The sequence below is a fragment of the Acinetobacter sp. ABJ-A23_2 genome (assembly GCF_044538765.1).
Lineage (GTDB): Bacteria > Pseudomonadota > Gammaproteobacteria > Pseudomonadales > Moraxellaceae > Acinetobacter > Acinetobacter nosocomialis_A.
On the sequence record NZ_JBIUCP010000004.1, the window covers coordinates 99649 to 119730 of the forward strand.

The 20082-nt window shown below is 38.7% G+C and carries 22 protein-coding genes; 14 read left to right on the top strand and 8 right to left on the bottom strand.

Annotated features, from left to right (window positions below):
• Positions 1-454: 454 nt before the first annotated feature.
• Together ACH63V_RS02750 and ACH63V_RS02755 are read right to left on the bottom strand one after the other, a co-directional pair.
• On the bottom strand, positions 455-1780 hold the full coding sequence (locus ACH63V_RS02750) for a hemolysin family protein (RefSeq protein WP_263613172.1): 1326 nt from the start codon (positions 1778-1780) through the stop codon (positions 455-457).
• Between the two features lie 122 nt (positions 1781-1902).
• The gene (locus ACH63V_RS02755; RefSeq protein ID WP_001047619.1) at positions 1903-2892 is read right to left on the bottom strand and encodes a LysR family transcriptional regulator; all 990 of its coding nucleotides are present in this window, start codon (positions 2890-2892) and stop codon (positions 1903-1905) included.
• A gap of 588 nt (positions 2893-3480) precedes the next feature.
• Between ACH63V_RS02755 and ACH63V_RS02760 the strand changes: the two genes are divergently transcribed.
• Positions 3481-5085 carry an isocitrate lyase gene (locus ACH63V_RS02760; RefSeq protein WP_002054455.1) on the top strand — a complete coding sequence of 535 codons (1605 nt, stop codon included), beginning with the start codon at positions 3481-3483 and terminating at the stop codon, positions 5083-5085.
• A 63-nt stretch (positions 5086-5148) separates the two neighbouring features.
• Here the strand turns inward: ACH63V_RS02760 and ACH63V_RS02765 are convergent, their stop codons facing one another.
• Both ACH63V_RS02765 and ACH63V_RS02770 read right to left on the bottom strand, forming a co-directional pair.
• Positions 5149-5628 carry a copper resistance protein NlpE gene (locus ACH63V_RS02765; RefSeq protein ID WP_022575036.1) on the bottom strand — a complete coding sequence of 160 codons (480 nt, stop codon included), beginning with the start codon at positions 5626-5628 and terminating at the stop codon, positions 5149-5151.
• Between the two features lie 201 nt (positions 5629-5829).
• On the bottom strand, positions 5830-6153 hold the full coding sequence (locus tag ACH63V_RS02770; RefSeq protein ID WP_188198314.1) for a hypothetical protein: 324 nt from the start codon (positions 6151-6153) through the stop codon (positions 5830-5832).
• Positions 6154-6347: 194 nt separating this feature from the next.
• Between ACH63V_RS02770 and ACH63V_RS02775 the strand changes: the two genes are divergently transcribed.
• From ACH63V_RS02775 to ACH63V_RS02815, 9 genes are all read left to right on the top strand, one after another.
• Positions 6348-7223, top strand: a complete 876-nt coding sequence (locus ACH63V_RS02775) for an urease accessory protein UreD (RefSeq protein ID WP_304393790.1) — start codon at positions 6348-6350, stop codon at positions 7221-7223.
• A 100-nt stretch (positions 7224-7323) separates the two neighbouring features.
• A complete protein-coding gene (ureA, locus tag ACH63V_RS02780) occupies positions 7324-7626 on the top strand; it encodes an urease subunit gamma (RefSeq protein WP_039248685.1) in 303 nt (100 codons plus the stop codon).
• 11 nt (positions 7627-7637) lie between these two features.
• Positions 7638-7946 carry an urease subunit beta gene (locus ACH63V_RS02785; RefSeq protein ID WP_396462659.1) on the top strand — a complete coding sequence of 103 codons (309 nt, stop codon included), beginning with the start codon at positions 7638-7640 and terminating at the stop codon, positions 7944-7946.
• A 37-nt stretch (positions 7947-7983) separates the two neighbouring features.
• Positions 7984-9684: an urease subunit alpha gene (gene ureC, locus ACH63V_RS02790; protein WP_396462660.1), complete on the top strand. Its 1701-nt coding sequence runs from the start codon at positions 7984-7986 to the stop codon at positions 9682-9684.
• 73 nt (positions 9685-9757) lie between these two features.
• Entirely contained in the window at positions 9758-10240 is a 483-nt protein-coding gene (gene ureE / locus ACH63V_RS02795; RefSeq protein ID WP_396462661.1) for an urease accessory protein UreE, read from the top strand.
• A complete protein-coding gene (locus tag ACH63V_RS02800) occupies positions 10227-10892 on the top strand; it encodes an urease accessory protein UreF (protein ID WP_396462662.1) in 666 nt (221 codons plus the stop codon). The genes ureE and ACH63V_RS02800 overlap by 14 nt, the downstream gene beginning before the upstream one ends.
• Positions 10893-10918: 26 nt before the next feature.
• The gene (gene ureG, locus ACH63V_RS02805; protein ID WP_000140200.1) at positions 10919-11533 is read left to right on the top strand and encodes an urease accessory protein UreG; all 615 of its coding nucleotides are present in this window, start codon (positions 10919-10921) and stop codon (positions 11531-11533) included.
• A gap of 9 nt (positions 11534-11542) precedes the next feature.
• Positions 11543-12112, top strand: a complete 570-nt coding sequence (locus ACH63V_RS02810) for a HupE/UreJ family protein (protein WP_396462663.1) — start codon at positions 11543-11545, stop codon at positions 12110-12112.
• A gap of 57 nt (positions 12113-12169) precedes the next feature.
• Positions 12170-12625, top strand: coding sequence for a hypothetical protein (locus ACH63V_RS02815; protein ID WP_343570480.1), 456 nt, complete (start codon positions 12170-12172; stop codon positions 12623-12625).
• A 72-nt stretch (positions 12626-12697) separates the two neighbouring features.
• Here the strand turns inward: ACH63V_RS02815 and rsmD are convergent, their stop codons facing one another.
• Together rsmD and mrdA are read right to left on the bottom strand one after the other, a co-directional pair.
• Positions 12698-13243 (bottom strand): 16S rRNA (guanine(966)-N(2))-methyltransferase RsmD, encoded by a 546-nt coding sequence (gene rsmD / locus ACH63V_RS02820; RefSeq protein WP_311072065.1) that lies wholly within the window; start codon positions 13241-13243, stop codon positions 12698-12700.
• On the bottom strand, positions 13243-15261 hold the full coding sequence (mrdA, locus tag ACH63V_RS02825) for a penicillin-binding protein 2 (RefSeq protein WP_396462664.1): 2019 nt from the start codon (positions 15259-15261) through the stop codon (positions 13243-13245). The genes rsmD and mrdA overlap by 1 nt, the downstream gene beginning before the upstream one ends.
• A 236-nt stretch (positions 15262-15497) precedes the next feature.
• On the opposite strand from mrdA, the gene ACH63V_RS02830 reads away from it, so the two are divergent.
• The 4 genes from ACH63V_RS02830 to ACH63V_RS02845 all read left to right on the top strand — a co-directional run bounded on the left by ACH63V_RS02830 (position 15498) and on the right by ACH63V_RS02845 (position 18382).
• Entirely contained in the window at positions 15498-16016 is a 519-nt protein-coding gene (locus ACH63V_RS02830) for a hypothetical protein (protein ID WP_263613181.1), read from the top strand.
• A gap of 61 nt (positions 16017-16077) precedes the next feature.
• A complete protein-coding gene (locus ACH63V_RS02835) occupies positions 16078-17391 on the top strand; it encodes a hypothetical protein (protein WP_263613182.1) in 1314 nt (437 codons plus the stop codon).
• 86 nt (positions 17392-17477) lie between these two features.
• Positions 17478-18131 (top strand): adenylate kinase, encoded by a 654-nt coding sequence (gene adk, locus ACH63V_RS02840; protein ID WP_002117671.1) that lies wholly within the window; start codon positions 17478-17480, stop codon positions 18129-18131.
• Between the two features lie 71 nt (positions 18132-18202).
• A complete protein-coding gene (locus tag ACH63V_RS02845) occupies positions 18203-18382 on the top strand; it encodes a hypothetical protein (protein WP_004703056.1) in 180 nt (59 codons plus the stop codon).
• Here ACH63V_RS02845 and nth read toward each other — a convergent pair.
• Positions 18379-19065, bottom strand: a complete 687-nt coding sequence (nth, locus tag ACH63V_RS02850; protein ID WP_209046287.1) for an endonuclease III — start codon at positions 19063-19065, stop codon at positions 18379-18381. The genes ACH63V_RS02845 and nth overlap by 4 nt on opposite strands.
• Positions 19066-19857: an RnfABCDGE type electron transport complex subunit B gene (locus tag ACH63V_RS02855; protein WP_396462666.1), complete on the bottom strand. Its 792-nt coding sequence runs from the start codon at positions 19855-19857 to the stop codon at positions 19066-19068.
• Positions 19858-20082 lie beyond the last annotated feature (225 nt).

Genomic DNA, 20082 nt, shown 5'->3' on the forward strand with positions numbered 1-20082 from the left:
TTTAGTTTATTTGGTTAATATATATTCACTTGGAAAGGTATATTCTGTGGAAATACTGAACATATATATTAATGGTATAGTCTATTTATAATATATGGCACTTATTATAAGAACTTATAAAGCCTTTATCATATTTAAAATTATCATGTATTTTTAGAATTTATATTTAGTTTGAATGCTGAAATGAGAAGTATACCCATTTACAATGCTTGTAATGCTTACGTTACACAAGAAAGAGGAAGCTGTAAATTCTTTTATATGCAATTTTTTATTTCTATTAAATTAAAAATTTTATTTTAATTAAAGAGTTAATTTATATATTTGAAAATATGATTAAGATAATAAATTAAACTTTTAATATAAATATATTTAAAATAACTGTTAGTTTAAAAGATATATATTGTATTAAAAAATATCCTGCTTTGATTAGCAGGATATTTTGCACCAAAATAAATCAATTTTCATCTGACGGAGGTTGTAAATCAGATTTTTCTAATACACGGGTTACTAATAATTGATCAATTTTAAAATGGTCTACATCGACGACTTCAAATTTATAACCACCAAATTCCACAAAATCTGCTGGACGAGGAATTTTGCGTAAACGGTACATCATAAAGCCTGCGAGGGTCTCATAGTTTTCGTCATCAGGCATTTCATCAATTTCAAGCGCGTGCTTAAGATCTTCAATAGGTGTACTACCGTCAATTAACCAAGAGTTATTATCGCGTTTAATAATTTGCTGTTCTTCTTCAATAGGGGTAACCCAGTCACCCATAACGGTAATCATGATATCACTTAGTGTAATAACACCAACCACAAGCGCGTATTCATTAATTACAACGGCAAACTTTTCTTTTGTTGAACGGAAGCGATCGAGCAATTCTGATAGTGTTAATGTATCTGGTATCATCAGAACGTTACGAATAGTAGACTCATTTAACTGTGTAGGTGATTGATTATTTAAAATACGAACCAGAAAGTCTTTTGCATCTACATAACCAATGACCTGATCAATATTTTCATTACACACCAAAAATTTAGAATAAGGATATTCTGCCAGTTTTTGTCGAATGCTGTCTTCATGTTCATTTAAAGTAAAGTAAACAACATTTTCGCGCGTGGTCATACTTGATGGCACTGTGCGTTCTTCAAGTTCAAATACATTTTCAATAAAGTGATGTTCTTGTTTCTGAAGTACGCCTGCTTGGGCACCAGCATCCATAACTGCTGAAATATCATCAAAAGTTATATTGTCTTCACGTGTTGTATTTACTTTAAATAAGCGGAATAACAAGTTTGCAATTGCGTTGATTCCCCAAGCTAAAGGCTTACAGATTTTAATAAAAATCTGAATAGGGTTAATGACACTAATTGCGATTTTTTCAGGTGCAATCATAGCCAAACGTTTTGGCATGAGATCGGCAAATAAAATAAATAAAGAAGTTACCAAGGTGAAAGATAGGGCAAAACCAATTGTTTGTGTCCAAGGGCCTTGGTAAAAGCGGTCAACTAAGTTGACAAAGAAAGGACGAAATGCAGCTTCACCCAAAATACCGCCTAAGATTGCGACAGCATTTAGGCCAATTTGGGATGCTGCAAAAAAGTCTGCAGATTGTTCTTGTAAATCAAGTACCTGTTGAGCACGTTCTTCGCCAGCTTCGGCCAAAATTTTTAACTTTACTTTTCTGGCACCAGCTAGAGCGATTTCAGTTAAAGATAAAAAGCCTGCTGCGATGATGAGCAGTACGATGATAATGATATTTTGAAAGAGACTCACAAATCACCCGAGGATCATCATTATTATGACTATGTTTTAACACAAAAAAGCGCTGAGGTAATCAGATTGATTGCTCAGCGCTTAAGATAATGTTGGAAAGAGACAATTAAATTAAAATTTATTTAATAGTGGGAAAATTGTGAATTATTGGTTAGAAACTCACGATTTTCCTCTTCGATCATTTGGCGAGCAACGAATAGGATAAGTTGGCGTAACCAGCGATGAGCTGGATGATGGTGTAATAGAGGACACCATGCCATTTTAAGTTCGAACTCAGGAATATAAAACGGTGGATCTTTAATGACTAATTTTGGATTTTGTGCTTGCAAGCGCGCCATTCGAGTTGGAAGTGTTGCAATCAAGTCAACGTTTTGAGCAAGCAGTGCTGGCATTTGATAGTGACGCGTAAATACAGAAATTTTACGACGTTGACCAATACGTTCTAATGCTTGATCAATCCAGCCTAAGCCACCTTGTTTGTCCGGGTTTACCCCAAAACCAACGCCCATACCAGTTTTAGATACCCAAATATGTTGAGCATCTAAATAGCTTTTTAAATTTAAATGAGTAACAGCAGGGTGCTTGTCATTTAAAATACAGCTAAAGCTATCGCGCCAAACTAAAACTTGGTGGAAACTTTGTGGTATTTCATTGAAGCGGTTAATAGCTAAATCAACTTTACCTTGTTCCATGTCTCTATATGACACATCACTTGGTGTAAGAAAATCGAGTACAACATTTGGTGCTTCAGAGCGTAGGGCTTTAACAAGACGCGGGACTAGGGTTGCTTCTGCATAGTCAGAAGTCATAATACGGAAAACGCGATTACTGGTATAAGGGCGGAATTCGGTACGCGGTTCCAAAATCATGGAAAGATCAGAAAGGGCATCACGAATACGTGGTTGTAATTCAAGTGCACGTTCTGTCGGTGTCATCCCTTCAGATGAACGGATCAGGAGAGGGTCATTAAATAAATTACGCAAACGGCGTAAAATATTACTCATGGCAGGCTGAGTAACACCAAGCTGTTCGGCTGCGCGCGTAACGTTTTTTTCACGAAGAAGAACATCAAGATATATTAATAGATTAAGATCTACCCGCTCCAGATTCATAAAAAAAATACCGAAAATAAAACCCTAAAATTGTTTCAAATTATGCCATATTTAAAGAACATTGTGTGAAAAAATGATGAGAAAAACGACATTTTTTGTTGAAATTAAGTATGCCTGAAAAGCGCCTCAAATGCTCTATTTTGTTATCTTTGATCTGTTTTTATATTTGTAGTTATGGAAGAAATATTTTTACTTAATATTTAGTATTGTTCTAGCATGTTGATTGACTTTTTTCATTGGCAAAAGTCGCCTAATTTACAATTGACTTTTAACACTAAAAATGAATGGAAAAATCTCAAAAATTGTATAAAAATAAAACTTGGAGAGTTTTTTGATCAAAATACTATACTCCTTTAGGATTATTTTGTTTTTATAAACAAAGTGTTATGTTTTTTAGTTTTACTTATAATATCGATTTATTGGTATATTTTTTAAATAAATACTGAAGATTAACCAAGGATATTGGATTAATTGATTGGCTAAGTCTAAGCTGTGTACATGAAGAAGCAGCTGGTGTCATAAGAAATTTAAGTAACATGACTCTAGGCTTCGATCGATGAAATCCTAAAATGAATACAGGACAATATCATGACTACATATCAAACAGCGATTGATGCAGTACGTGAATTAAAATCAAAATTCGGCAACACTTGGGCAGACATTAGCCCAGAAGATGCTGCTCGTATGCAACTTCAAAACCGTTTCAAAACAGGTTTAGATATTGCTAAGTATACAGCTGCGATTATGCGTCGTGATATGGCTGAATACGATGCTGATTCAAGCAAATATACTCAATCATTAGGTTGCTGGCATGGTTTCATCGCTCAACAAAAAATGATTGCTAACAAAAAATACTTCGGTACTACTAGCAAGCGTTATATCTACCTTTCTGGTTGGATGGTTGCTGCACTTCGTTCAGAATTCGGTCCACTTCCTGACCAATCTATGCACGAAAAAACTTCAGTACCTGCTTTGATCGAAGAAATCTACACTTTCTTACGTCAAGCTGATGCAAAAGAATTAAATGACTTATTCCGTGCTTTAAACAAAGCAAAAGAAGCGGGTGACTCTGCGAAAGTAGCTGAAATCACAGCTCAAATCGACAACTTCGAAACTCACGTTGTGCCAATTATTGCGGACATCGATGCTGGTTTCGGTAACGAAGAAGCAACTTACTTACTTGCTAAGAAAATGATTGAAGCTGGTGCTTGTGCGCTTCAAATCGAAAACCAAGTATCTGATGCAAAACAATGTGGTCACCAAGCTGGTAAAGTAACTGTTCCACATGCTGACTTCATCGCTAAGATCCATGCTCTTCGTTATGCATTCTTAGAATTAGGTGTAGAAGAAGGCGTTATCGTTGCTCGTACTGACTCTGAAGGTGCTGACCTTACTCAAAGCATTCCAGTAGTTAAAGAGCCAGGTGACATCGCATCTAAATATATTAGTTACTTAGACACTCAAGAAATTGATATCTCTGAAGCAACTGATGATGAAATCTTAATTAAACGTGACGGCAAGTTACACCGCCCAACTCGTTTAGCTTCTGGTTTATATCAATTCCGTGAAGGCACTCAGATTGACCGTGTTGTACTTGACTGTATCACTAGCCTTCAAAATGGTGCTGACTTACTTTGGATCGAAACTCCGACTCCAAACGTAAAAGAAATTGCACACATGGTTAACCGTGTTAAAGAAGTAGTTCCAAATGCGAAGCTTGTTTACAACAACAGCCCATCATTCAACTGGACTTTAAACTTCCGTCAACAAGCGTATGACCGTTGGGTTGCTGAAGGTAAAGATGTGTCTGCTTACGACCGTGCTAAATTAATGAGCGCTGAGTACGACAACACTGAATTAGCTGCTGATGCTGATGAAAAAATCCGTACTTTCCAAGCAGATGCTGCGCGTGAAGCTGGTGTGTTCCATCACTTGATCACACTTCCTACATACCATACTGCTGCTCTTTCTACTCACGAATTAGCACAAGGTTACTTCGGTGACCAAGGTATGTTAGCTTATGTTGCTGGCGTACAACGTAAAGAAATCCGTGGCGGTATCGCATGTGTGAAACACCAAGCAATGGCTGGTTCAGACATCGGTGATGACCACAAAGAAATCTTCGCTGGTGAGAACGCACTTAAAGCTGGTGATGATTCTAAAAACACAATGAACCAATTCTCAGCTCACTAAGAATTGACTTCATAAAAAAACCGCTCAAATGAGCGGTTTTTTTTGTTTATATTGAAAAATTTATTAGTCTTCTTTTTTCAACACATAGTGTTCAGCCAAAGAACCTTCAACTTTTTTACCTTCCATGTCTAAAGCAGTCGCTGTATTTTCACCAATAAAGAATTTACGGTTTTGAGCTTTATCATCTAAGGTAATAACAGAAGTATTGTCTTTATCGAAAGCAAACTTACCATGTGTTTCAAATGGGTTTGTATCGCCTTTACCTAAATAAGTTTCAGTCAACTCATAAGTTTTATCATCTTTTAATTTTAATTCGGTTTTAATGCCTTCACAATCTGCACATGGAAGTGTTCCTTTATATTTGCCATTCCAATCTAGTGAGTTCTCTGCTGTATGTTCAGTATCTACGGCAACAGCATTACTTGCTTCAGTAGTTTGCACAGGGGTAGATGCATCAGAAGTTGTCTCTGTTTTATTTTCGTGTTTATTACATGCGACAAGAAGAGTACTCATAAGTGCAATTGCTAATAATGATTTTTTCATAATGACCAAAACCTCAAAATAAAAATAAAAAGTAGTTAAAGCCTAGGAAAAAATAAAAGAAAATAAAAGCGTTACTATGTTGCTTAATTTTATCAAAAGGTAAAGTGAATACTTGTTGGACGTTTTGAAATAGTAATTTTTAAATTAAGTTGGTGGGGTAGAGGTATCCATTTAAGTGATTTAATGGATACCTTTTTTAAATTATGGCTGTGCAGAAACGCCACCTAGAGAGTCGCATGCTGCTTTATAAAGTTCATACTGCTTCTTTACCACTTCATCTAAAGGCATAGCGAATAATTCTTCACCTTCTTTATAGCTTTCTACATAAGAGGTCGCTTTATCTTTACTCACCGCTAAAGTTTGTTGGTAATAAGAGTTGATAGAGCTTGTAGGCATTTCACTTGTTTCAACATTTTTACATTGAAAATTATTTAATAGTTTTTCTGCGCGTTTGACCTCACTAGATTGGCCAAAAATACACCCAGTTAAAAATACAAAAGGTACTAACACGAAAAAGATTTTCATGGAAAAAATTTATAAGAGCGAGGATGGGCGCTATTGTATAAATAATTCCATGCTTTACTGTGGTTTTATGTTAGACATTGCTTGTTTTTTAACTCATTAAAATAAAAAAATTGTTTCTAAGTTTGTAATGACCTCTTTTTGTATTTGGTGCATATTTTGCTTATTAAAAAAGCCATTATTAAAAATGAGCCAAAATGAATCGGATTCAACAATTTTCTCAGAGTTCTTCAGCACCATTTTGGTATGCCCAATTAGAGCTTGGTTTCTGTTTTAAAAATTCTCGCACCATAATGAGTCATCGAAAACATTATGGCCCTGTTCGGGTGCAAAAAATGCTTTGGCCAGAAAAAACAGGAGTTTGCCACGCAATTATTGTGCATCCACCAGCAGGTATTGCAGGAGGTGATCATCTTACTTTCCAAATTGAAACAGCAGAGCAGGCACATGCGGTGATTACCACGCCTGGAGCTGGGAAATGGTATAGAACCAACGGCAAACAAGCTTTTCAGCATATTTATTTGACTGTAAAAAATGACTCTATTTTAGAGTGGATGCCACAAGAAACGATGTTGTTCGATGGTGCTGTAGCACACTCGGAAACACATATTCACCTTGAACAAACAGCAAGTTTTATTGGATGGGATATGCTGGTATTGGGTCGACAGGCTCGGGCTGAAAATTTTGTTCAGGGAAGTTATCACAACCAGTTTAAATTATGGCGTGAAAATAAATTATTAGTTGCCGATACTTTGTATTTTGAAGGTGGAGATCGCTGGTTAAGCTCATGTTTAGGTATGAATAATCAAGCTGTGATGGCAAGTTTCTGGGCTGTACCCCCTAAGAAATTCCGTTCTTCATTTTATTTAGAGCAACATGTTGAACTCATCCGTGAACTCATTATGCGTATGGATGTACCTGTGACTTTGACGTTACTAGAAGATGTACTGTGTGCACGTTTTTTAGGAAATGATGTACGGCATTGTCATGATGCTTTTGCCGCTATAAGAGCAAGATTGAGACGTTATTGGTTTGATTTAGATGAAGAATTTCCAAGAATTTGGAAAACCTAATTTACGTTAAATTGCGTATTTAAAAAACGATTAAAACAAGTATGCTGCTTTTGAGCACGCATTTTGCTTAAAGAAAACTAGATGTTATTAGGAAAGAGATATGGAACTCAATCCAACAGAAAAAGACAAGTTACTCATTTTTACCGCAGGCTTGGTGGCTGAGCGTCGTAAAGCGCGAGGTTTAAAGCTGAATTATCCAGAAGCAGTTGCATTTATTTCCGCAGCCTTACTTGAAGGTGCACGAGATGGAATGACAGTCAGTGATTTGATGCATTACGGTACTACCTTATTAAAGCGTGAAGATGTCATGGATGGCGTAGCGGAAATGATTGCTGAGGTTCAGGTCGAAGCAACTTTTCCTGATGGTTCGAAATTAGTCACTGTTCATCAGCCTATCGTATAAAAGGAACGCTTATGATCCCCGGCGAAATCATTACTCCAGAGACTGACATTGAACTGAATGTCGGACGAGAAACTTTAAAAGTTGTAGTGGCTAATCTTGGAGATAGACCTATTCAAGTCGGTTCGCATTTTCATTTTTATGAAGCGAATGATGCACTTCAGTTCGACCGTGAAGCAGCAAAAGGTTTTCGCTTAAATATTGCAGCGGGTACCGCAATACGTTTTGAACCAGGGCAAAGCCGAGAAGTGGAACTTGTTGCTTTAGCTGGTAAGCGAGAAGTATATGGTTTTGCAGGCCGAGTCATGGGTAAGTTGGATTAAACATAACAACCATAATGAAAGATATGAGTAAAAAATTATGAAAATGTCACGTCGTGCATATGCTGAGATGTTTGGTCCAACGGTCGGTGATCGTATTCGCCTAGCTGATACAGAGCTTTTTATTGAGGTTGAACAAGATTTAACGACCTATGGTGAAGAAGTTAAATTTGGCGGTGGTAAAGTTATTCGTGACGGGATGGGGCAATCTCAACTTTTAGCTGATGAAGTTGCTGACACAGTCATTACCAATGCTTTAATTGTGGATTGGTGGGGAATTGTAAAAGCTGATGTTGGCTTAAAAAATGGCCGAATCTGGAAAATAGGAAAAGCTGGCAACCCCGATATTCAACCTGACATTACCATCCCTTTAGGTGCTGCAACAGAAGTGATTGCAGGTGAAGGGCAAATTTTAACGGCAGGTGGTATTGATACTCATATTCACTGGATTTGTCCTCAACAAGTTGAAACCGCGCTTATGTCTGGTACAACAACAATGGTGGGCGGTGGTACAGGACCAGCAGCAGGAACTTCAGCAACAACAGTGACTCCAGGGCCTTGGCATATTGCGACCATGTTGCAGGCAATTGATGATTTGCCTATGAATATTGGCCTATTGGGCAAAGGTAATTTGAGTTTGCCAGACCCAATTCGAGAGCAAATTAAAGCTGGGGTAATTGGATTAAAATTACATGAAGACTGGGGCTCAACACCAGCAGCGATTGATAACTGTTTGAGTGTGGCAGATGAGTTTGATGTACAGGTTGCGATTCACACGGATACTTTAAATGAAGGTGGTTTTTTAGAAGAAACGCTGGCCGCATTTAAAGACCGTACCATTCATACCTACCATACCGAAGGTGCAGGTGGTGGACATGCTCCCGACATTTTAAAAGCAATTGGGCAAAGTAATGTCTTGCCATCTTCGACCAACCCAACACGACCTTATACCATTAATACCATTGATGAGCATTTAGATATGCTCATGGTTTGCCATCATTTAGACCCTGCAATTGCTGAAGATATTGCTTTTGCGGAAAGTCGTATTCGCCGTGAAACCATTGCTGCTGAAGATATTTTGCAGGATTTAGGTGCTATTGCCATGATGTCTTCTGACTCTCAGGCAATGGGACGTGTCGGTGAAGTCATTTTACGAACTTGGCAGACTGCCCACAAAATGAAAATTCAACGTGGCCCTTTAGACGGTGATAATGAGTTTCATGATAACAATCGAGTTAAACGCTACATTGCCAAATATACGATTAACCCAGCAATTACCCATGGTCTAAGCCATGAAATTGGTTCGATTGAGGTCGGAAAACTTGCTGATTTAGTGTTATGGAAACCTGCCTTTTTTGGTGTGAAACCTTCCATGATTATTAAAGGTGGCATGATTGCAGCGGCACCTATGGGTGACATCAATGCCTCTATTCCGACACCTCAACCCGTGCATTATCGTCCAATGTTTGGCGCCTATCCACGTGGTGTACATAACACGTGTATTACCTTTTTATCTCAAGCAGCAATTGATGAAAAAGTTGCTGAGAAGTTAGACCTCAAAAAGTTAATTAGTCCGTGTAAAAATACGCGTTCAATTACCAAAGCCGATATGAAACATAATACATATTGTCCAGTTATGCATGTTCACCCTGAAACTTATGAAGTGCGAGCTGACGGTGAGTTATTAACGTGTGAACCTGCTGAAGTGTTACCCATGGCTCAGCGTTATTTCTTGTTTTGATGAATTTTGTCGAGATGAATTACCTCATTAATTTATACAACATGAATGAAATAAATAAGGAGAGAAGAGCTAAATGAAAATCTATACACAACGCCTTGAACATATTTCTCCTGATCAAGCATTTGAAACGGTTGAACTGACTTTTGATACACGCCAAAAATCCCGCTTTCGGGCGACTTTAGCGAGTGGCGTAGATATCGGTGCGGATTTGCCTCGTACTGGCATTTTGCGTAGTGGTTCATATATTGCAACGCAAGAGGGCGATGTATTGCGTGTTGATGCCAAGCCTGAACGTTTAATGCAAGTTAGTGCTCAAACTGATTTTGATTTACTTAAAGCTGCCTATCACTTAGGTAACCGACATGTGCCATTAATGTTGACGCCTACAGCTTTATACTTTGAACCTGATCATGTGCTTGCAGAAATGGTAGAAGGTTTGGGGCTGACAGTGACAGAAACAGATCATCCTTTTGAACCTGAAAGCGGTGCTTATGCTCAGCATAGTCATGACCATCGCTTAAGCCCAATAAAAGCTTTACACCATGTCCATTCATAATGCTGTGCAATTACTTCAACTGCTGACACTGTCTTCAACGGCTTTGCCAGTTGGAGCGTATTGCTATTCACAAGGTGTGGAAACAGCCATTGATATTGGCTTAATACACGATGAAGCCTCGGCAATTGCTTACTTTGAAGAAGTGCTGGAAATGCTGTTAGTACGCTTTGAGTTACCTGTACTCAAACGTCTTATGCAACATTATGATGAGCCAGACGAGTTCCTGATTTGGGCACATTTGTATAAGGCAAGCAGAGAAAGTAAAGAGTTACTCGCTGAATCTCAGCAACTCGCATTTTCTTTAAATGCATGGATTAAAGATGTTTTAAAAAAAACGGTTGAGGTTAAAAAGCAGTTTGGTTTTGTGCCTGTCTATGCGCAGCTCTGTGGTCGTTTAGAACTTAAAGAAGAGGATGTGCTTACGGCATATACCTTTACCGTTTTGGAAAATCAGGTTTTAGCAGCCGTAAAAACCGTCCCATTGGGCCAAATGGGAGGACAAAGAATTTTGTGGCATTTGCATGGTCTAGTACCACACGCTGTAGAGAAGGCTTTAAAACTTAAAGATGAGCAATTGAGTAGTGCTTTACCCCGCTATGCCATGCTGAGCATGAAACACGAAACTCAATATTCACGTTTATTCAGATCTTAAAATTAGGAAATAAAAGGATAAAAATCATGACAGAACGTAGTCCATTACGAGTCGGAATTGGTGGGCCAGTCGGTTCAGGTAAAACAGCACTTACGCTTAACTTATGCCGTGCCTTGCGTGATAAATACAATATGGCTGTAGTGACAAATGATATTTATACCAAAGAAGACTCAAACTTTCTAACCCGTAATGAAGCGATGTCGCCAGATCGGATTGTGGGTGTGGAAACAGGTGGTTGTCCACACACAGCAATTCGTGAAGATGCCTCAATTAACTTGGCTGCGATTGATGATCTGTGTGAAAAATTTGATGGCTTAGAGCTGATTATTATTGAAAGTGGTGGTGATAATTTAGCGGCAACATTTAGCCCAGAACTTTCTGATTTAACTTTATATGTTATTGATGTAGCAGGTGGTGAAAAGATTCCACGCAAAGGTGGACCGGGTATTACTAAGTCAGATTTACTGATTATTAATAAAACTGACCTTGCACCTATGGTTGGCGCAAACCTTGATGTCATGGACCAAGATGCCAAACGCATGCGCGGTGAAAAGCCATTTTTATTTTCAAATATGAAAACACAAGATGGACTTGAAGAAATTATTCAATTTATTGAGAAGCAAGGGCTGTTTAAGGCTTAAGGAGTAACTATGAATTTCATTAAAAAATGTAGTGTCGGGCTCCTTAGCATGTTACCTGTGTTAGCTATGGCGCACCCGGGGCATGATCATGCACATTCAGGGTTTATGGCAGGTTTTATTCACCCTTTTACTGGTCTCGATCATTTAGTGATGGCTTTGGGTTTTGGTGTCCTGTTGTGGTCAGCAGCTAAACAGTGGAAAATTGCCGGAGTCATTACTTTAAGTATTACTTTAATTGTAGGCTTTTTAGTAGGTGCTGAAGGTTTGGTGCCAGCGAGTATGGCTGAATACGGAATTATTGCTTCTTTGATTGTTACGGCGGTTGCACTATGGACAAAATCAAATCGGATTTTGCCTATTGCTGCTGCATTACTCGCAAGCTTTCATGGTATAGCTCATGGTGTTGAACTCGCACATACAGGGCATATTGTTGCATTAGTAACAGGTATGGTTGCTGGCATGGCACTTATTTATTGCGGTGGCTTAGCACTAGGTGCCGTGTTTACGCGATATGTACCTTATGGCAAAAAGATTGTGGGTACTTGCGCAGCAATTGTTGCAGTCATTGGTTTAAGTTAATTAAAAACTTGCAGAAAAAGGTAGCTTTAAGCTACCTTTTTTGATTTGCAAAATAAAATGTGTGTGCATAAAAATATTTATACTGTTTTTACAGCGATGGTTATCTTTTATAGTGGAGATGTTCAGGCCTATGATTTTTTTCAACTAGAAAGTGATTCTACTTTGCTAGATACAGACCAGTTGTTAGATCAATCAGATTTAAACTTGGAACAAAGGCGTTTAGCTATTGAGCATGATGATGAAGTTAATAACTATAATGTGCTCAAAAATGAATTTTATTCAAATGAGCGTTGGGTGATTTATAATTATACAGCCTATGATACGGGGCAACTGCACAGCAAAAGCATCACTGGATTAACGAATCATATTAATATTCAAGATTTATCCATTTCAGTTGGGTATGGAGTTAATTATAGTGTTAATCCAAGACTGAAAATTGGTTATGAATATATTTCGAGTTTTCCTTACGATCGAGGTCAACTCATACGATTTTTTACGATCTATCTATTCTGAAATACAAAATTAAAATAATCGAATTCAAATAAATAGATCAGGTAAAGTAATTCGCCATAAAATGCTAAATGATTAAATTTTCTGATAAAGCCCAGCGTGTACTGTGCCAGCTTTAGTGGTTTTAACTTGTTGCCATGTTGCAGGAAGTTGAAGCTGAGCTAAATCTCGGTCAGCCTCAATATAAATGTACCCATTCTTTTTAATATGCGAATCTGCCAAATGAGCGAGCTCTTGCCATAGATCGAGACTATAAGGCGGATCTAAAAAAACCACATCAAACTGTTCTTTTAAGCGCGGCAATGCTTGCTGAGCAGTTGCATTAACTAAATGACAATTTTGAGCTTTTAATAGTTGAATATTATCTTTTAAAAATCGTGCTTGAGTCTTATCTGGCTCAATCATGTAAACAGATGCGGCACCGCGTGAAAGTGCTTCAAAGCCTAACGCACCAGAGCCTGTACAAATATCGAGAACCTGCGCATTTTGAATGTCCCACATGAGCCAGTTAAATAACGTTTCACGGACACGATCTGGGGTAGGTCTTAAGCCTTCAATACTGGCAAATGGTAAAACTCGTCTTTTCCATTCGCCCCCAATAATGCGTAATTGATTTTTCATTATTCATCGATCTCATTTGTAGCAGGGCGAGCAGGAGCAGCTTGTGGAGTAGATGTTGCTGCTGCGGTAGTTGTAGCAGCTGCTGGAGTAGAGCTAGCAGTTTCGCCGCCACTTGGAAGCTCACCCGGTTTAATTCCGGCTGTCATAAGGCCACCATTGACTTGATGGTTGGCTGGACGAATCGGATTTTTATTGCGGGTTAATAACCAGTAATCAAATATCGGCTTAGCAAGTTGAGCTGCTGAACCACCATGACGACCATTTTCCCAAATGACTGCGATTGCGATTTCAGGTTTGTCAGCAGGTGCAAATCCAACAAAAAGACCATGGTCAAGTTGGCGTTCACTAAGCGCAGCTTCGTTGTAGCGTTTACCTTGCGCAATACTCTTAACCTGTGCAGTACCTGTTTTTCCGGCAATTTGATAGAGCGATGTACGGATACCACGTCCAGTACCTGATTGAATTACATCAATCATGGCTTCTCGCATTTTTACCCAGTCTTCATCTGTACCGTTGAAATTAATTTTTCCATCAGGTGCATTACGGACTGTAAATGGTTTTGCACCATGCGATGCACGTAGAACATGTGGAACTACATGTGAGCCGTGATTTGCTGTAATAGCAGTTGCCATTGCAAGTTGTAATGGGGTTGCAGTAAATGCACCTTGACCAATACTCACGGAAATAGTTTCACCTTTCATCCATTTGGTTTTGCGTGTACGCATTTTCCATTCAGGACTTGGGTATAAACCTTCACTTTCACTTGGTAAGTCGACACCTGTTTTTTGACCAAAGCCAAATTGGCGCATCCATTGGTTCATCTGGTCGATACCCATTTGATTTGCCAAAATATAAAAATAGGTATCGCAAGACATGATAATGGCTTTGTGCATGTTCACGATGCCATGACCAGTTTTTTTCCAGTCACGGAATTTGTGAGAGTCACCAGGTAAATGGAAGTAACCTGGGTCAGAAATAGCAGTGGACCAGTCGACAATACCATAATGTAAACCACCCATCGCTTCCATTGGTTTAATGGTCGAACCAGGAGGGTAGGCCCCTTGAACAGCACGGTTATAAAGAGGTTGGTCGATGTTGTCACGTAGAGAGCTATAATCTTTATGATTAATACCTGTCACAAATAAGTTTGGGTTAAAGCTTGGGCTTGAAACCAACGCAAGAATTTCGCCAGTACGTGGGTCTATCGCAACAATTGCACCACGGCGACCAGCAAGTTGCTGTGATGCTACAACTTGTAAACCATAATCTAATGATAAGTACAGGTCATTACCACGAGTTGGATCTTTACGCCCTAAATGACGCAATACATTACTATGAGCATCTGCTTCTACAGATTCATAACCTGGTGTTCCGTGAAGTAAATCTTCATAGCTTTTCTCTACGCCAATTTTACCAATCAGGTTTGTTCCAGCGTATAAATCTTTATCAATACTTTTTAATTCTTTATCGTTAATACGGCCAACATATCCAATCACATGAGCAAACAATTCACCATGCGGATAATAGCGCGTCATTTGGGTTTCAATTCTCACCCCAGGGAATTTGTATTTAACTTCACTAAACTTAGCAATATTTGTCTCGGTTAAGTTGAGCTTAATTGCTACGCGTTCAGTTTTACGCGCCGTTTTAATACGGCTTTTAAAGCGGTCTACATCTTCTTGAGTAAGCTCTAGAATTTGTTGTAATTGTTCAATAACTGCATCCGGATCTTCAACATCTGCCTTACTTAATGTTGCGGTAAAGACCGGATAGTTATCTGCTAGTAAAACCCCATTACGGTCATAAATATAACCACGAGCAGGGGGGAGCGGTTGTAAACGAATACGGTTTTTATCCGATGCAGTTGAGAACTCATCGTAATGAAAAATTTGCAGATAAGCGTATCGGCTGGCTAATACCAATAGACAGATAATCACAAGACCTACGGCAAAAAATATACGACCTCGATAAATGCGCTTTTCTTGCTGGATATCTTTTAAAGGAAAGTGCTGTTTCATACGGATCGACTTAATGACATAGGGTGAGAAAAATAGCTGCTTATTCTAACGCAAGCGCAGTTAAAATATTGCATAATTTTTAAAGTTTCAGCGAAGAGGCAAATTGGCTTTTTTGACTTTGTAGACAACAAAATTGTAGAGTCTTGTATATAAGAAGCAAAATAATTCTGTTAAAGTCTCTCATTCAATAGAATAGGGTTGTTCTCACTATACGATTAGGGAAAATGGAGAAAATAATGAGAAAAATTTATCCCTTACTTGCAGTTTTGACAGTAAGCAGTTGGGCGCATGCTCAAGATTACTCATTTCTTCCAGAAGCAAAATTAGCAGATCATAAAGCAGCTACTTGGAATGTAGGCGCAGGTTTTACTCAAAAATTGTTACATCTCAATGGTGAGTGGGTAAATCCTTATGGAATTGCTTACGCAAAAGTTGGTGCATTTTTAAATGGCGATAAAACTGCTGGAGGACAAGTCGGATTCCGCTATCCGTACTACCTTACTGGAACAGATAAAAATGGTTACTATATTGGCTTTTATGCTGGACATCTTGATAGTAAATCGGTAGACGGAGAATATAAATCTCGCTTAGGTGCTGGTGTCGATTTGGCATATGTATTGTTGAATTCAGAAAGAATTAGTACGTTTAGTGTGGGTATTGGAGCAGCTGAAAAATTAACTGACCAGAATGGAGCTGTTGCTGCCGATACGAAACCGCAAATACAATTTTCTTATTCTCTAAGTTTTGGTTTATAAAACAAAGCAGCTTATCGTTAACTCGCCATAAGCAGAGCACAAATAAATACGAGAGTCTTACATGTTAGAGTACGTCAGCGGATTGTGGCAGACCTTTTTACACAGACCTGATTTTTGGGCCGTTTTGAGTATCATTCCGGTCACTGCCTTTGTCACATGGGCACATGTGTGGATGGCTTTAAAAATGGTGTTTTATCCAATTAAATTTTGGGGATTTCACTTAGGTCCTTTGCCAGTCGGTTGGCAAGGTATTGTGCCACGTAAAGCAGGGCGTATCTCAGGAATTATTACCGATAATACTCTATCCAAGTTAGGTTCTTTGCGTGAGTTTTTAGAGGCAATGGACCCTGAAGACATGGCACGTATTATTGGCGAACAAGTCGGATTTGAACTTGAGCATTTGATTGATGAAGTGATGATCGATCGTAATGCAGTGCTTTGGGAAAATTTACCTTATTCGATTAAGCGCCGTATTTATGCTCAAGCGCATAAGCAGTTACCCGGTGTGCTAAGAGAATTAGTGACTGAACTGACCATGAATGTCGAGTCACTGGTTGATATGCGTGAAATGGTGGTCAGCCAAATGGAAGGTGACCGCCGTTTAATGGTACGTATGTTTTTAAAAGTTGGGCAAAAAGAAATCAACTTTATTTGGCATATTAGTGCTTTAATCGGGATGTTCTTTGGTATTTTCCAGATGGTTGTCTGGTTTGTGGTGCCGTGGCATTGGACTGTACCGTTTTGGGCATCTATTTGGGGCTTTTTAACCAACTGGATTGCAATCTGGATGGTATTTAACCCAATCGAGCCGCATTACATCCGTTATCCGCAAATTTTTAGATTAACAAAAGATCGTAAGTTCCCTTGGATTGTGCCTGTTTTACGAATTGGTACCTATAATTTCCAAGGTGCTTTCATGAAGCGTCAAGAAGAAGTCTCTGAAGTCTTCTCTAGTGTAGTGACAGAAGATCTGATTACGTTAAAATCGATTATGACAGAAATGATGTATGGTCCACGCAAGGACAAAACACGTCGTATTGTTAAACGTCATATTAACGAAATCATGGAAACTCCACTTGTTCGAACATCTTTACAGCTTTCTTTGGGTCCAAGAGAGTACGCAAGATTAAAGACGGACTTGATTGATCGTTCAATTGAAATTACGATGGGACCCGTATGTGACCCTGCACTGAATGCAAGCCGGGCACAGAAGATTTTTCAAATGTTTAAAGAGCGTATTCGTGAACTAACACCAAAAGAGTTTCAGAATTTGTTACGTCCAGCATTCCAAGAGGACGAGTGGATTCTTATTGTACTAGGTGGGGTAACCGGATTTATTGCTGGTACAATACATTTGTTTGTGGCTTTCTTATAATTCGAAGTCGGGCAGGATTTATTGAAGATCAACGAAATTAAATCTGCCAGACCTCACATTCATTGTTTTAAATGAGGATGTTTTTTATGCGCATTATCTTACTCGGACCACCTGGGGCAGGCAAAGGGACTCAGGCTCAGTTGATCTGTAAGCGCTACAATGTCCCACAAATTTCAACCGGTGATATGCTCCGTGCTGCGATTCGTGAAGGTACTGAATTAGGTTTAAAAGCTAAAAGTGTAATGGAATCTGGCGGTTTAGTTTCAGATGAACTCATTATCGGTTTAGTAAAAGAACGTATTGCTCAACCTGACTGTGCAAATGGCTGCATTTTCGATGGTTTCCCACGTACTATTCCTCAAGCAGAAGCATTGGAAAAAGAAGGCATCAGCATTGATCACGTGATCGAAATTGATGTACCTGACGAAGAAATCGTAAAACGTCTTTCTGGTCGCCGTCAGCACCCAGCTTCTGGTCGTGTTTACCACACTGTATACAATCCACCTAAAGTGGAAGGTAAAGATGACGAAACTGGTGAAGATCTTGTTCAACGTCCAGATGACCAAGAAGAAACAATCCGTAAGCGTCTAGCGTCTTATCATACTGAAACAGAGCAATTAGTTGGTTTCTACCAAGGTCGTGCTGCTTCTGGTGAAAATGCGCCAACTTATGACAAGCTCGATGGCTTGCGTACTATTGAAGATGTACAAAAAGATTTGTTCAACATCTTAGACAAATAATTTAATATTATTTGTGATAAAGAGCCCTCTTTGTGAGGGCTCTTTTCTTTCATTAAGTGCGGGAGAACGATATGAAAATCATTTTGATTTTAGTGGTATTGCTGAGTCTGGCACTATTGTTATTTTTACTATATCAAAGTCAAAAAATGCTGCGTCATGTGCAGAAGCAACAGGCTTTGGAAAATAAAAAGAATGGACGAGAACGTCAACTACATCCGAAATTACAGCAGATTAAGAAACCTCAGGATTAACTGAGGTTTTTTGTTGGAATCGTTTTTATTGCGCCAAATTCAAAGCGGTCTGGCCAGTTACATACATCGGAAACGACACACTCTGAACATTTTGGTTTACGTGCGATACAGCAGTAACGGCCATGTAATATCAACCAATGGTGCGCATCTACAATAAATTCTTTTGGAATTACCTTAACTAGGCGATGTTCAACTTCAAGAACATTTTTGCCTACTGCTAAGCCGGTTCGATTTCCCACACGAAAAATATGTGTATCAACAGCCATAGTCGGTTGTCCGAATGCTGTATTTAACACTACGTTGGCTGTTTTACGTCCTACGCCTGGTAGAGCTTCCAAGTCTTTTCTGTTGCTTGGAACCTCACCATTAAATTGTTCCATTAAAATCTTACAGGTCTTAATGACATTTTCAGCTTTCGCATTATAAAGGCCAATGGTCTTTATATATTCTTTTAAGCCGTCTACACCTAGGTTATAGATTTTTTCAGCAGTATTAGCGACAGGATAAAGCTTATCCGTGGCTTTGTTTACGCTAACGTCGGTCGCTTGTGCCGATAACATGACGGCAATTAACAATTCAAACGGAGATGAATATTTTAATTCGGTTTCTGGAGAAGGTCTTTGTTCACGAAGGCGTTCAAAGAAAATTTGAATCTGCTTTTTCGTCATGTTTTTGACGGCCATTCAGACCTCCTGTAATTGAATGAGTTGCTTTTGTAGTTCATCAAGTTGAAGACGTTTTTTTGCATCTTCTCGAACACTGAGCTGCTTTTCCAACTTTTTAAGTTGTGTGCGAATTTTAGCTAATTCAATCGTAGTTTTCGCATCATTTACAATTGCTTCTTTTGGCTTCTCAATGAGCTGAATTGAAGGCAAATCGTCAAGTGCTTGAGAGAACTGTGCAAAAAGTTGGGTATCAATTTCAGCACGTACTACAGGCCCTTTACGATGTATACGACGTTTCTCTTCACGTTGAATATGCGCGTAGTAACGTTGTCTTAAATCATCTTGCTCTGCAATGCGCTGTTGTTCGTTCGGTAAAGCTTGAGTGTCTTCGACAAGATCAATACAGTCAACTGGGCAGGGTGGAATACATAACTCACAACCTGTACATAGATCAGTCAAAATCGTATGCATAAGCTTACCACTACCAATAATGGCATCTACAGGGCAGGCATTAATACATTTTGTACATCCGATACATTCGTCTTCACGAATAATCGCTTTCATGCGTTGCGGGCGTCCATCGGCTTGTACAGGCCAGACACTTGTTTCAGCAGGTAACGACGAGCGATTTAATAATTTTGCGAGCGCATCGGCCACTGGTTGTCCACCAGGAACACATTTATTTGCTTCTTCACCTTCAGCAATGGACTTTGCGTAAGGTAGACAGCCGTCACGGTGTCCACACAAACCACATTGTGTTTGTGGTAATAACGCATCAATCTCGCGTATGAGAGAAATAGATGGATTCATAGAGGAAAATAGCTTGCTTAAAACGATGCGATAATGAAGAAAAACCTAAGTAAGGTCAATGGATTTTAACGAATTTATTGGCTTTTTGATTGACCTAAAATGTAGCTAATATTGCACAATAATAGATCAAAAAAATTGAAATAATAAATGACTATTATTGATTTTTAGATAGTTTTTCTAAAATTAACTTTATGATAATTAAGAAAAATAAAATAATTTAAAATA

Excerpts from the sequence above, each read along its gene's own strand:
- ACH63V_RS02755 (WP_001047619.1), bottom strand. The coding sequence starts at position 2,892 with ATGAATCTGGAGCGGGTAGATCTTAATCTATTAATATATCTTGATGTT.
- ACH63V_RS02760 (WP_002054455.1), top strand. The coding sequence starts at position 3,481 with ATGACTACATATCAAACAGCGATTGATGCAGTACGTGAATTAAAATCA.
- ACH63V_RS02765 (WP_022575036.1), bottom strand. The coding sequence starts at position 5,628 with ATGAAAAAATCATTATTAGCAATTGCACTTATGAGTACTCTTCTTGTC.
- ACH63V_RS02770 (WP_188198314.1), bottom strand. The coding sequence starts at position 6,153 with ATGAAAATCTTTTTCGTGTTAGTACCTTTTGTATTTTTAACTGGGTGT.
- ACH63V_RS02775 (WP_304393790.1), top strand. The coding sequence starts at position 6,348 with ATGAATCGGATTCAACAATTTTCTCAGAGTTCTTCAGCACCATTTTGG.
- ureA (WP_039248685.1), top strand. The coding sequence starts at position 7,324 with ATGGAACTCAATCCAACAGAAAAAGACAAGTTACTCATTTTTACCGCA.
- ACH63V_RS02785 (WP_396462659.1), top strand. The coding sequence starts at position 7,638 with ATGATCCCCGGCGAAATCATTACTCCAGAGACTGACATTGAACTGAAT.
- ureC (WP_396462660.1), top strand. The coding sequence starts at position 7,984 with ATGAAAATGTCACGTCGTGCATATGCTGAGATGTTTGGTCCAACGGTC.
- ureE (WP_396462661.1), top strand. The coding sequence starts at position 9,758 with ATGAAAATCTATACACAACGCCTTGAACATATTTCTCCTGATCAAGCA.
- ACH63V_RS02800 (WP_396462662.1), top strand. The coding sequence starts at position 10,227 with ATGTCCATTCATAATGCTGTGCAATTACTTCAACTGCTGACACTGTCT.
- ureG (WP_000140200.1), top strand. The coding sequence starts at position 10,919 with ATGACAGAACGTAGTCCATTACGAGTCGGAATTGGTGGGCCAGTCGGT.
- ACH63V_RS02810 (WP_396462663.1), top strand. The coding sequence starts at position 11,543 with ATGAATTTCATTAAAAAATGTAGTGTCGGGCTCCTTAGCATGTTACCT.
- ACH63V_RS02815 (WP_343570480.1), top strand. The coding sequence starts at position 12,170 with ATGTGTGTGCATAAAAATATTTATACTGTTTTTACAGCGATGGTTATC.
- rsmD (WP_311072065.1), bottom strand. The coding sequence starts at position 13,243 with ATGAAAAATCAATTACGCATTATTGGGGGCGAATGGAAAAGACGAGTT.
- mrdA (WP_396462664.1), bottom strand. The coding sequence starts at position 15,261 with ATGAAACAGCACTTTCCTTTAAAAGATATCCAGCAAGAAAAGCGCATT.
- ACH63V_RS02830 (WP_263613181.1), top strand. The coding sequence starts at position 15,498 with ATGAGAAAAATTTATCCCTTACTTGCAGTTTTGACAGTAAGCAGTTGG.
- ACH63V_RS02835 (WP_263613182.1), top strand. The coding sequence starts at position 16,078 with ATGTTAGAGTACGTCAGCGGATTGTGGCAGACCTTTTTACACAGACCT.
- adk (WP_002117671.1), top strand. The coding sequence starts at position 17,478 with ATGCGCATTATCTTACTCGGACCACCTGGGGCAGGCAAAGGGACTCAG.
- ACH63V_RS02845 (WP_004703056.1), top strand. The coding sequence starts at position 18,203 with ATGAAAATCATTTTGATTTTAGTGGTATTGCTGAGTCTGGCACTATTG.
- nth (WP_209046287.1), bottom strand. The coding sequence starts at position 19,065 with ATGGCCGTCAAAAACATGACGAAAAAGCAGATTCAAATTTTCTTTGAA.
- ACH63V_RS02855 (WP_396462666.1), bottom strand. The coding sequence starts at position 19,857 with ATGAATCCATCTATTTCTCTCATACGCGAGATTGATGCGTTATTACCA.